General features: G+C 42.4%; 9 protein-coding genes. 4 read left to right on the forward strand and 5 right to left on the reverse strand.

Going from position 1 to position 12,581, the window contains the following annotated elements; translation table 11 throughout:
* Window positions 1–5: 5 nt before the first annotated feature.
* The 5 genes from GD631_RS17920 to GD631_RS17940 are packed head-to-tail and all read right to left on the reverse strand — an operon-like array spanning window position 6 to window position 7,288.
* Window positions 6–806: a LytR/AlgR family response regulator transcription factor gene (locus GD631_RS17920; protein ID WP_143259902.1), complete on the reverse strand. Its 801-nt coding sequence runs from the start codon at window positions 804–806 to the stop codon at window positions 6–8.
* Window positions 803–1,831, reverse strand: a complete 1,029-nt coding sequence (locus tag GD631_RS17925; RefSeq protein WP_185911647.1) for a sensor histidine kinase — start codon at window positions 1,829–1,831, stop codon at window positions 803–805. Before GD631_RS17925 ends, GD631_RS17920 begins: the two co-directional genes overlap by 4 nt.
* A gap of 36 nt (window positions 1,832–1,867) precedes the next feature.
* Entirely contained in the window at window positions 1,868–3,172 is a 1,305-nt protein-coding gene (locus GD631_RS17930) for a TolC family protein (RefSeq protein ID WP_128858171.1), read from the reverse strand.
* Between the two features lie 2 nt (window positions 3,173–3,174).
* A complete protein-coding gene (locus GD631_RS17935) occupies window positions 3,175–6,207 on the reverse strand; it encodes an efflux RND transporter permease subunit (protein ID WP_143259904.1) in 3,033 nt (1,010 codons plus the stop codon).
* A gap of 10 nt (window positions 6,208–6,217) precedes the next feature.
* Window positions 6,218–7,288 (reverse strand): efflux RND transporter periplasmic adaptor subunit, encoded by a 1,071-nt coding sequence (locus GD631_RS17940; protein ID WP_143259905.1) that lies wholly within the window; start codon window positions 7,286–7,288, stop codon window positions 6,218–6,220.
* Between the two features lie 196 nt (window positions 7,289–7,484).
* Between GD631_RS17940 and GD631_RS17945 the strand changes: the two genes are divergently transcribed.
* From GD631_RS17945 to fucI, 4 genes are all read left to right on the forward strand, one after another.
* Window positions 7,485–8,786: a Na+/H+ antiporter NhaC family protein gene (locus GD631_RS17945; RefSeq protein ID WP_128858173.1), complete on the forward strand. Its 1,302-nt coding sequence runs from the start codon at window positions 7,485–7,487 to the stop codon at window positions 8,784–8,786.
* A gap of 106 nt (window positions 8,787–8,892) precedes the next feature.
* Window positions 8,893–9,447 (forward strand): 30S ribosomal protein S16, encoded by a 555-nt coding sequence (locus GD631_RS17950; RefSeq protein WP_004300172.1) that lies wholly within the window; start codon window positions 8,893–8,895, stop codon window positions 9,445–9,447.
* Window positions 9,448–9,625: 178 nt separating this feature from the next.
* Window positions 9,626–10,621 carry a GntR family transcriptional regulator gene (locus tag GD631_RS17955; RefSeq protein WP_143259906.1) on the forward strand — a complete coding sequence of 332 codons (996 nt, stop codon included), beginning with the start codon at window positions 9,626–9,628 and terminating at the stop codon, window positions 10,619–10,621.
* A 67-nt stretch (window positions 10,622–10,688) separates the two neighbouring features.
* Window positions 10,689–12,464: an L-fucose isomerase gene (gene fucI, locus GD631_RS17960; protein WP_143259907.1), complete on the forward strand. Its 1,776-nt coding sequence runs from the start codon at window positions 10,689–10,691 to the stop codon at window positions 12,462–12,464.
* The last annotated feature ends 117 nt before the right edge of the window (window positions 12,465–12,581 follow it).

Below are 12,581 nucleotides of genomic sequence, written 5' to 3' on the forward strand. Positions count from 1 at the left end.
GAAAATCAATAATTTAGCCACACTTTGAAAGCGGCTATTTTATCTTTACTGACTATGATTTTATCTTTGAAGGGAGGTAAGACGTGCACAACGACCTTACCCAGAAAATAAGGTTCGATACGCTGAATAGCATCCACGGAAACGAGTGTCTGGCGATTGGTCCGAAAGAACACATCCGGATCCAATTGTTCGCAAAGTTTATCCAATGAAAAATCCAAAACATATTCTTTATTATTCCTGGTAACTACAAAAGTGAGTTTGTTCTCTGAATAGAAATAAGAGACATCACTCACTGCCAACGTAAAAAGTTTATTACCGGAAGAAATAAGAAAACGAGTACGATATCTTTTATTTTCTATTCCCGGAAGCCTTTGAATATCAGACAAACTCTCCAACACTTCCAATAAACGGTTCTCCCGATTAAAATCATGAATATATTTTTCCGTCAGATTCTCGAAACGCTCAATAGTCTGCAATAAGCGTTCCTGATGAATCGGTTTCAACAAATAATCAATGCTATTCACGGTAAAAGCACGAACAGCATATTCGTCGTAAGCGGTGGTAAAAACAATCATACTATCCGGGCGAGCCTGTTCAATCAACATAAATGAGTTGCCATCTGTCAACTGAATGTCCAGAAACAGGAGTTCCGGATGAGAATTTGTGCGAAACCATTCAACGGATTCTTCAATAGTACCGGGTAGAATCATCACCTCCCAATCCGGACGAAGTGACTGTATCATCTCATGTAACAAACGTGCTGCCGGCACTTCATCTTCTATAATAGCAACTTTTATTTTATTCATGGAAATAAGGGAGTTTTTACGATAAATTTATCCGTTTTATTTTCTATCACAATATCCCGATTGCAAAGGAGTTTGTAACGGGCAGAAAGGTTCTTCAAACCCATCCCCGAAACTACTCCGCATTTTTTAGTTCGGATCGGATTACTAATTATCAAGGCCGGAGGTTCTTCTACACTACACAATTCAATAACCATCGGTTTTCTCGAATGAATAACATTGTGTTTGATAACATTCTCTACCAATAATTGAAGTGTCAAAGGTGGCATCTTCATCTCCTCACATTTATCTGAAATATAGTTGTGAACATGAATGCAATTGCCTAATCGAACTTGATGAAGGAAGATATATGAATCAAGAAAACCTAGTTCATCTTTCAGCGTCACCAAGCGCTGCTTCTGACATTGAAGAATATAACGATACACATCAGAAAGATGTTGTGTGAACAATTCCGCATTTTTAGGATTATATCGGATTTCAGAAATCAATGTATTCAGACTATTGAACAAGAAATGCGGATTCAACTGATTTTGAAGAGCTGTATAGCGTGCTATATTATTTTCTTCTTGCAAAGTGGCCGCCTGCTTCTGTAATTTAAGCGAGTGTTGCATAGATCGGTTAGCAAGCAGTAAGCCTAAAATCACTAACTCCACTAGCCAGACTACTATCAATATACGCCACCCTCCATTGGGAAAGACAAAAGGATGTGATGCACCAACCAAAAGTTTGGCAGTCACTAGCAGTCCATAATTAAGCAAAAAAAACATCACCATCACCATTGTATAAATAAGAATCAACTTCCTGCGACGATAAATATTCACTGAATACTGATTGTCAACCCAGGTAGTCAGATGAACAGTAGAATATCCCAGTAAATTGAATGCGATAATGAAGAACAGAAACATCCCTAAAGAATATAATGCATCTGACACATTATCAGAAAGTTCTACATAGTTGGCCAGTAAAAAGAAAGAAAAGACGCCTAATCCTGAAAACAGCGTACTATATAGTATATGGTTTAGTTTTATATCCATAAGATTCTTTTTACACAAAGTTACTGCTTTTTACCGATAATCATAACTATGAAGCGCTTTTATTAATTCCGAATAATAGCCTTGTGCGGATGCTTTCGCTTCTACATAGTTCACTTGCGAAGTTTGCCGGTAAGTTTGCGCGTCAATCACTTCCACTACAGAAACTTTGCCCTCATTATAGCGTTCCACCGCTTTTGCTTCATTTTCTTCTGCTTTGGCAAGCGAACTTCCACTCAAGCGCACCCGTTCGATAGCCCGTAACAAGGCTTTACGTGCCACGCTAATTTCCAATTCCACTTGGTCCACTATCTTGTTCAGGTTATCTTCCGCCATCCCTACTCGAAAGGAAGCAGCCCGCTTTTCGCTTTTTCGTTTTCCCCACTCAAAAATGGGTACGGACACTTTTGCATAAACTGCATAATTCGGATCTAAATCTTTCCGGAAGTTGTATCCGGGAGACGAATAACTCCCATCTATTCCTACATAAAATTGAGGTTTAAATCGCGAATCATTCAGCCTTTTTGTACTTTCAGCAATACGAATCCTGTCATAAGCTATTTGAATTTCAGGACGATCCGTACCGGTAGATACCCAAATAGAATCATCGACCACCACCAGCGGTATCTGTTCATCCAACTCCGTCGAGAACTCCAAATCAACACCAATTATAGAATTTAATGCCATCCGTCCCGTTTCTAAATTACTCTGTGCCTGAAGCAACTGATATTCTGCTTCATTCAGTTTCACTTCCGCCATCAATAAGTCTTGCGGATCAGCAAAACCGACCTCTACCCTCTCTTTAATTGTCTTGACCAAAGAGGCGATCGAATTGCGAAAATCTTCAGCTACATCGACTATTTCCCGACGAGCTACGGCGCTCCAATATTGAACATCCGTTTGATAACAAACAGCATCATTCAGCACTTTCACCTGATTACCCGCCAAAGATTGTTGATGTTGCGCCATACGGATAGACTCCAGCACATACCCTCCCGTATATACCGGCTGAAGAATGGAAAGAGAAGCTCCATACTTTAACTGCTGTCCTTCCACAGTCTTCGATAATCCTAAGGAAGGCACATCCAAAGACAATTCCAATGGGTTTCCGGTATACTGGAAGTTGGCTGCACCGGAAAGTTTTGGTTTCAAATCCGCACGTGCTGATTTTTCGACTTCCACACTGGCAGCAATATTCTTTTCGGCTGCCTTCAAATCATGATTATAATCTAATGCCATCGTCCGATATTTCTCCAACAATACGCTTTGTTGCCCTAAAACCGGCAAAGCCCCAAAAGCGAAACAACTGAACAACAGGCTGAATATATTTTTTTTCATCTTTATTTTCCTTTTACTTTATAGAACATAGAATATAAGGCAGGCGTAACGAACAACGTCAGCCCCGTAGCAAAAGTCAGTCCGAAAATAATGGTGGCGGCCATACCTCCAAAAGCAACATCAAACAATAGAGGTACCATACCGAAAATAGTAGTGGTGGCCGCCATCAAGACCGGTCGGGTTCTGGAGACGGTAGCTTCAATGATAGAAGTATATAAATCAACACCGCTTCGGTGCTGGACATTAATCTCATCAATCAATACAATTACATTCTTTATAATCATTCCGAGTAATCCCAGCCAACCAGCTATAGGAAAAAATCCAAAATCAAATCCCGTCAACAACATTCCGACTGCAATTCCTATCAGCGACAAAGGCAAAATGCAAATAATAATCACCGGCTCACGGAAATTGCCAAACAGTGCTACCAAAATAACCACTAGCGCAAGAAATGCCAGCGGAAAATATTTCGCGATAGCCTGCATCGCTTCACCCTGATCCTTATATTGAGCATCCCAAAAGAAAGTATACCCTTCCGGAAGCTGAATTTCTTCAATCTCTTTCCGTATCTCACCATGCACTTCCGCCATAGTATACCCCGGTTTCACACCACACATAGCTGCCATAGACAGTTGACGATTGTAGGTTCTTATTTGCGGAAATTCCCATGTCGTTTCTATTTTTTCGGTCACTTGCGAAAGCGGAGCCGACTTCTCGCCGTTCCAACTCGAAAAATCTCCTAACGCATTAGCATCCGTAATATCTACACATCCCGATTTCAACAGTACAGGAACTTTCTTTTCATCGTCCCGATAAATGCCGACAGGCAATCCGTCATTAATAGATTTGACAGACTCCATCATGGAAGCTTTCGTAATTCCCAATGCTCCGGCCTTCACCGGATCATACACCGGACGAATCACCATCGACATATTCCCCCACTCATTGCGGGCATCTGCGACTTTAGGATTTCGTCGCATAACCTCAATGGCCTGACCAACCAACGAATCGAGTACAGCTGGGTCCGGTCCCAAGAAACGGGCTTCAATAACAGCTTCCGTCAGCGGACTCAACTCAAACTTATTCACTTTTATCAAAGGATCAGGATATTTCAACGAAATGGAATCCTGTAAACGGGCATGTAACTGGCGAGATAGCTTTGATGTCTTACACTTCACCAATATTTGTGCATAATTGGATTGAGGCCCAAAAGAAACATTCGACAGATAATAGCGTGGCGGAGTTCTTCCAACATAAGTTGATACCATCTCCGTCTCCGATTGCTCCCGGATATATGTTGCCATGTCCATTGCCTGCCGGTCGGTCTCGTCAATCTGTGTTCCTTCGGGCAGCCACATATCCAAAGTGAAATATTGCTTGTCCAATGCAGGAACAAATACTTTCGGAATAAACTTAAAACTCCAGGCCGACAACACTAGCATCACAACCATACAACCGATTGTTGCATACCGATAACGAATCACCCATCTCAATGCACCGCGAAACTTGTCGTAATATTTACCTGCAAAAAGAGCTGCCTTTAGTTCGTTGGGTCTAGGCCGACGGACAAACTCCTGAATGAAAAAAGGAGTCTGCGTCAACGCAAAAACCCAACTGAACATCAGCGAAACGCCGATAACTACAACTAAGGATGACAGTAATTCGCCGGTGATATGTGGCGAATAATATATAGGTAAAAAAGTTAGAATCGCAATGATAGTTGCCGCTAACAGTGGCAACGCAGTTGAAGAGCAGGCCCGCATAATAGCCACTCGTTTACGCATGCCCCGCTGCATATTGACTAATGCTGAATCGGACACAACAATCGCGTTATCCACCAACATTCCCATTGCAATAATAATGGCAGCCAACGACATACGCTGCAAAGCTATTCCTTGCGTCAGCATCACAATCAACGTTGCAAAAATAGAGAATACCAAGCCACTGCCTATCAGAATTCCATTTTTGAATCCGATAAAAAATAACAGAATAGCGACGACCGTCACCACAGAGATAATCAGATTCAGGATAAACCCTTGATTTGCCACTGCCGATTCATAACCTTGATCATAAATCGTCTGCAACTCAAATCCGTCAGGCATTGTTTCTGCAAACTGTTCAATCTTATCCTTCACAGCTTCTGCCATATCTACCACATTTCCTGTTGGCACAGTAGATATGGCAATGCCTACCGCAGGATTTCCATCAATACGCATTTTATTACTGGAAGGCGACTGATAACTTTCTTTGATCTCCGCAATATCTGCCAACCGGAAATGTTCTCCTGTACGCGATACGATTGTCATATTCCTTATATCATCCAAAGAATAGAAATTTCCGGTTGATTCAATCCGTATCCTGTTCACACCGGCATCGATTCCTCCGGCATCTACAACTCTGTTTTGCGCATCAAAAGCCCGGGAAATATCCATTGTAGTAATCCCGCTTTGTGCCATAACGGAAGGAGTGAGTATCACATCAATCGTCGGGGGTTGTACTCCATAAATCTCGACCTTTGCTACATCCTTTACTTTAAGCAACTCATTTTTAATAAGTTTGGCCTGTTCCTCCAACTCACGATAAGAATATCCTTCCCCTGTCAGTCCATAGAAAACACCCAGCACATCACCAAAATCATCATTCACAACAGACGGCCCCGCTCCTGCCGGCAGTTTCGACTGTACATCATTCACCTTTCGCCGAAGTTTATCCCACAGTTGCTGCATTTCGTCCGCACGAATTTCCTTTTTCACATAAACCGTTATCTTGGAAAGCCCTGCTCTGTTTTCTGTTTTCAGATAATATAATTCACCCAAAGACTGTATCGATTCTTCCAATACATCAGTCACCTGCGACTGCACTTCAGAAGGAGAAGCACCCGAATAAGGAGTCAACACCAATGCTTGTTTTATAGTAAATGGAGCATCTTCCAGTTTACCCATCTTGACATAAGCAAGCAGTCCTCCTCCCAACACCAATATCAACAGCAGAATAGTCACCGACCGCTTCTGCAAGAAATATTTTATAAATTTCATACGTCCAAACTTACTTTTGAGCAGTGATGGAGGTCTCTTGTTGCTGCGATATGACATCTACCGACATACCTTCCGAAAGGAAACGCAGTTTGCTGACAGCAATCATTTCTCCCACCTGCAATCCACTTTTCACTTCGACCTTCCCATTCGGAAGCAATGCTCCCATAACAATTTTCCGTTTCGATACTTTCCCGGTGCTCTTGTCCACAGTCCACACATAATCGCCATCAACAGGACGATGGTTAAGAGCAGTCTGCGGTATAACAATCATGGACGCCACAGATGAAGACGGAGAGCCGAACTGTACTTTTCCGGACATTCCTGCCGGCCACTTGCTCTCTTTATTCGGCAATAAAGCTGTCATCAGAAAAGAAAGGTTATTTCGGGTCGTACTTTTGGATATTTCTACGACTTTTGCCGGATATATGGTATCCGGACAAGCATCAAACCGAATCCCAACTTCTTTGATTCTATGGGCTTGAAGCGCAATATTCTGTGTGACATATGCTTCTATCTTCAATTGAGTGATATCAATAAAGGAAATAACAGGTTGGGTTGCTTTCACATCCTGATATTTTTCAATATATACTTCTCCGACATATCCGGCAAAAGGTGCAATTAACTTTGTATCATATAATTCATTCGTTGCTGTTTCAAAAGCTGTTTTGGCAGAAGTATAATCCGCACATGCCTTTTCATAAGCACTGGCTGATAAATTACTTTTCTCATACAACACTTTTATTCGTTCAAATTCCGCTTTCGCCTGATTATAAATTGCCTCTGCCTGCTCTTTGCGAATACGAAAATCACGAGAGTCTATTTCAGCAATAATATCTCCACGATGATAAAAATTTCCGGCATATACTTCAAAACGGTCAATGGGTCCACCTACCCGAAAAGAAAGTTCCGTTTCTTTGAATGGTTTCGAGATAAACGAAAACTCACGCTCCGCAGAAGGAAGCGATATTTCCACCTCCGCCACTTTGATTCGTACCGGCTCATCCATTTTCTTTTCTCCTGCGTCACATGACGCAAGCAGACAGCTAAAGAACATGTACATTAAAAATTTAGTCGTTGTCATTCTATTCTTAAATTAGTTATATTATCAACGGTACGAAAATAATGGAAAAGGTAGAAAACACTCATCTTTAAGTTTCCAAAGCGGAAAAAGAAGGGACTCAAACGGAAAAATAAAAGATGAAAATTTGAGCCTTTCATACTACTTATGTGTTTCCTTACTATCTTTGCAGTTCGAACAAATAGTACTACTTTCATTTATGACTGAAGAAAAAATACATAAAGACCGTCCCGGAAACTGGTGGGCATTGAGCCCGTTACTCGTATTCCTCTGCCTCTATCTGGTGACTTCCATCCTCGTCAACGACTTTTATAAAGTGCCTATCACAGTGGCTTTTCTCATCTCTTCCTGTTATGCCATCGCCATTACACGCGGCTTGAAACTGGACCAGCGTATCTATCAATTCTCGGTAGGAGCTGCCAATAAGAATATCCTCCTGATGATATGGATATTCATTCTTGCCGGAGCTTTTGCTCAAAGTGCAAAGCAAATGGGGGCAATCGATGCCACCGTCAATCTGACACTGCATATTCTTCCGGATAACCTGTTGCTGGCAGGTATCTTTATTGCCGCCTGTTTCATCTCTTTATCCATCGGAACCAGCGTAGGAACTATTGTCGCTCTTACTCCCGTTGCCGTAGGACTGGCAGAAAAGACAGAAATAGCTCTCCCTTTTATGGTAGCTATTGTAATAGGCGGCTCCTTTTTCGGAGACAACCTATCTTTTATCTCCGATACCACCATTGCTTCAACAAAAACCCAGGAATGTGTAATGCGTGATAAATTCCGGGTAAATTCTATGATTGTCATTCCGGCAGCCATCATTGTATTGGGAATTTACATATTTCAGGGACTGTCCATTACTGCTCCCGTCCAAACACAAAACATCGAATGGATAAAAGTTATACCTTATATAATAGTATTAGGAACAGCCATTGCCGGAATGAACGTGATGCTCGTACTCATAATAGGTATATTGACAAGTGGCATCATTGGCATCGCTACCGGCAGCTTCGGAATCTTCGACTGGTTTGGTGCCATGGGAACAGGAATTACAGGAATGGGAGAATTGATTATTATCACTCTACTGGCCGGAGGGATGCTCGAAACAATCCGTTATAACGGTGGTATCGATTTCATTATCCGGAAACTCACCCGCCACGTCAATGGCAAAAGAGGAGCCGAGCTAAGCATCGCTGCTCTCGTTAGTATCGCCAACTTATGTACTGCCAACAACACGATTGCCATTATCACAACAGGACCGATTGCCAAAGATATTGCCGTGAAATTCCATCTCGACCGAAGAAAAACAGCCAGTATCCTCGATACTTTCTCCTGCCTGATACAAGGAATTATCCCCTATGGAGCGCAGATGCTAATTGCAGCGGGACTTGCCAGCATCTCCCCTATCAGTATCATCGGAAATCTCTACTATCCATTTACAATGGGAGCATGCGCCCTGCTCGCGATTTTGTTCCGCTATCCGAAACGGTATTCGTAAAAAAGATGCGAAATGTTTGTCAATCAAAAGAAAAGCCGTATCTTTGTGCCCGCTATTACGAGATAATAGCATAATTCAAATCAATCATTAAAAACAATTATTTAAAATGGCAACTAGAATCAGATTGCAGAGACACGGACGTAAAAGTTACGCGTTCTATTCAATTGTAATTGCAGACAGCAGAGCACCACGTGATGGTAAATTTATTGAGAAGATTGGTACTTACAACCCTAACACCAATCCTGCTACAGTAGATTTGAATTTCGACGCTGCATTGGCATGGGTACTGAAAGGTGCACAACCAAGTGACACTGTACGTAACATCCTTTCTCGTGAAGGAGTTTACATGAAGAAACATCTTCTGGGCGGTGTGGCAAAAGGCGCATTCGGAGAAGCAGAAGCAGAAGCAAAATTCGAAGCTTGGAAAAACAACAAACAGTCAGGTTTGGCTACTTTGAAAGCTAAACAAGACGAGGCTAAGAAAGCTGAAGCTAAAGCACGTCTGGAAGCAGAAAAGAAAATCAACGAAGTGAAAGCAAAAGCACTCGCTGAAAAGAAAGCTGCTGAAGCTGCTGAAAAAGCTGCTGCTGAAGCACCTGCAGAAGAAGCTGCCGCAGCTCCGGCTGAAGAAGCTCCTGCAACAGAAGCTGCTGCTGAATAAATTTCAGCAGATTCCGAACAAGAAATTAGGAAAAAACAATAAATCCTCTCCGGTCTGCCGGAGGGGATTTTTTTATTACTTTCTGCTATAAAACATATCAAATTATTTATTCCATTCAAAATAAAATACCTTTCTTTGCATCAGCATAGTTCAGCATAGTATTATTTATTTTCCGAGCATGAAACGAATTGATAAAAAGGCAACATTCGGACAACAGGCAAGCAAGGTTACGCAACTAGCGGACGCACTTAGCCAAGCGATTTCCAGGAAAGAATTTCTTGAAGGAGATTCTTTGCCTTCCATCAATCAGTTAAGCGCTCAATACGGAGTATCACGTGATACGGTTTTCAAGGCTTTCCTTGATTTACGCGAACGAGGACTGATCGACTCCACTCCCGGCAAAGGATATTATGTGACGAGCCTGGTGACAAATGTCTTATTGCTGCTCGACCAATATACTCCATTCAAAGAAGCTTTATACAATAGTTTCGTCAGACATCTGCCTATCAACTATAAGGTAGACTTATTGTTTCATCAATACAACGAACGGTTGTTCAATACAATCCTCCGGGAATCCATCGGAAAATACAACAAATACATTGTGATGAATTTCGATAACGAGAAATTCAGCACTGTTCTCAATAAAATTAATCCTTCAAGATTATTACTTCTCGATTTCGGCAAATTTGAAAAAGAAAAGTATTCATATATCTGCCAGGATTTTGATGAATCTTTCTATCAGGCATTAAATCAGCTGAAGGAAAGGTTGAAGAACTATCACCAACTCGTTTTTCTGTTTCCCAAAAGCCTGAAACACCCCCAAAGCAGTAAGGTGTATTTTACCCGTTTCTGTCAGGAACAAGGATTCCTCTGTGAAATACAGGAGGATATTGAGAATCTAATCGTACGTAAGGGAGTTGCCTATATCGCCATCAAACAACAAGACGTAGTAAAGGTAGTGAAACAAGGAAGATTGGAAGGGCTGAAATGCGGAAAAGATTTTGGCCTGTTGGCGTACAATGATATTCCTTCCTATGAAGTGATTGATGAAGGAATAACCTCGTTGAGTATTGATTGGGAAATGATGGGAAACGAAGCTGCCAATTTCGTTCTCAATAATGTACCGGTGCAGAAGTTCTTGCCGACGGAAGTAAGACTTCGAAAGTCGCTTTAATTTTTTTTGCGAATATATCAGCACAGTTCAGCACAGATATTAATTAATCCTTTAATATAAAGAAACCATGAAAAAGTATCCTAAAATCGGGATTCGTCCCACAATCGATGGTCGCCAGGGTGGTGTTCGCGAAAGCCTTGAAGAAAAAACAATGAATTTGGCAAAAGCAGTAGCCGAGTTAATAAGCAGCAACCTGAAAAACGGTGATGGCAGTCCGGTGGAATGTGTCATTGCCGATAGCACGATCGGACGCGTAGCCGAAAGTGCAGCTTGCGCAGAGAAGTTTGAAAGAGAAGGGGTCGGCTCTACCATTACCGTCACTTCCTGCTGGTGTTATGGCGCTGAAACGATGGATATGAACCCACATTATCCGAAAGCTGTTTGGGGATTCAATGGCACAGAACGTCCGGGAGCTGTATACCTTGCTGCCGTACTTGCCGGACACGCACAAAAAGGCCTTCCCGCATTCGGTATCTACGGACGCGACGTTCAAGATTTAGACGACAACACAATCCCTGAAGATGTATCAGAAAAGATTCTTCGCTTTGCACGTGCCGCACAGGCAGTAGCTACGATGAGAGGCAAATCTTACCTGTCAATGGGTAGTGTATCTATGGGTATCGCCGGTTCTATTGTTAATCCTGATTTCTTCCAGGAGTATTTGGGAATGCGTAATGAGTCAATAGACCTCACAGAAATCATCCGCCGAATGGACGAAGGCATCTATGACCACGAAGAATACGCCAAAGCCATGGCCTGGACTGAAAAAAATTGCAAGATAAACGAAGGTGAAGACTTCAAGAACCGTCCTGAAAAGCGTAAAACCCGTGAACAGAAAGACGCTGATTGGGAATTCATTGTAAAGATGACGATTATCATGCGCGACTTGATGACCGGAAATCCCAAATTGAAAGAAATGGGATTCAAGGAAGAAGCCTTGGGACACAATGCCATTGCAGCCGGTTTCCAGGGACAACGCCAATGGACAGACTTTTATCCTAATGGTGACTATCCGGAAGCTTTACTCAATACTTCTTTTGACTGGAACGGTATCCGTGAAGCATTTGTTGTAGCTACCGAGAACGATGCCTGCAACGGCGTAGCTATGCTGTTTGGACATTTATTGACTAACCGCGCCCAAATATTCTCCGATGTACGTACTTACTGGAGCCCTGAAGCCGTGAAACGTGTAACCGGCAAAGAATTGAGCGGATTGGCAGCAAATGGTATCATCCATCTTATCAATTCCGGCGCAACGACTCTCGACGGTTCCGGCCAATCATTAGACGCAGCAGGCAATCCGGTTATGAAAGAGCCATGGAACCTGACTGACACAGACGTAGAAAACTGCCTGAAAGCAACTACCTGGTATCCGGCAGACCGTGACTACTTCCGTGGTGGCGGCTTCTCTTCAAACTTCCTGTCAAAAGGCGGAATGCCCGTAACCATGATGCGCCTCAACCTGATTAAAGGCCTAGGCCCTGTCCTGCAAATCGCAGAAGGATGGACAGTGGAAATTGATCCGGAAATCCATCAGAAACTCAATATGCGTACAGATCCTACATGGCCTACCACCTGGTTTGTACCCCGCCTGTGTGAAAAACCGGCCTTCAAAGATGTATATTCTGTAATGAATAACTGGGGAGCCAACCATGGAGCCATCAGCTATGGACATATCGGTCAGGACTTAATCACTCTTGCTTCCATGCTCCGCATCCCGGTATGCATGCACAACGTAGAAGACAACGAGATATTCCGTCCGGCAGCCTGGAACGCCTTCGGCATGGACAAAGAAGGGTCAGATTACAGAGCTTGTGCAACTTATGGCCCTATCTACAAATAATTTTAATTCAGGCACGGATTATGCGGATTACACTGTTACTTTATGCAATCATACTTCTAAAAACCGTGTAATCCGTGCCTAAAATGATTTTTTAAATACGACTTATCAATTAATAAT

The sequence above is a fragment of the Bacteroides luhongzhouii genome (assembly GCF_009193295.2).
In the GTDB taxonomy this organism is placed as follows: Bacteria; Bacteroidota; Bacteroidia; order Bacteroidales; family Bacteroidaceae; genus Bacteroides; species Bacteroides luhongzhouii.

Excerpts from the sequence above, each read along its gene's own strand:
- GD631_RS17955 (WP_143259906.1), top strand. The coding sequence starts at position 9,626 with ATGAAACGAATTGATAAAAAGGCAACATTCGGACAACAGGCAAGCAAG.
- GD631_RS17930 (WP_128858171.1), bottom strand. The coding sequence starts at position 3,172 with ATGAAAAAAAATATATTCAGCCTGTTGTTCAGTTGTTTCGCTTTTGGG.
- fucI (WP_143259907.1), top strand. The coding sequence starts at position 10,689 with ATGAAAAAGTATCCTAAAATCGGGATTCGTCCCACAATCGATGGTCGC.
- GD631_RS17935 (WP_143259904.1), bottom strand. The coding sequence starts at position 6,207 with ATGAAATTTATAAAATATTTCTTGCAGAAGCGGTCGGTGACTATTCTG.
- GD631_RS17950 (WP_004300172.1), top strand. The coding sequence starts at position 8,893 with ATGGCAACTAGAATCAGATTGCAGAGACACGGACGTAAAAGTTACGCG.
- GD631_RS17940 (WP_143259905.1), bottom strand. The coding sequence starts at position 7,288 with ATGACAACGACTAAATTTTTAATGTACATGTTCTTTAGCTGTCTGCTT.
- GD631_RS17920 (WP_143259902.1), bottom strand. The coding sequence starts at position 806 with ATGAATAAAATAAAAGTTGCTATTATAGAAGATGAAGTGCCGGCAGCA.
- GD631_RS17945 (WP_128858173.1), top strand. The coding sequence starts at position 7,485 with ATGACTGAAGAAAAAATACATAAAGACCGTCCCGGAAACTGGTGGGCA.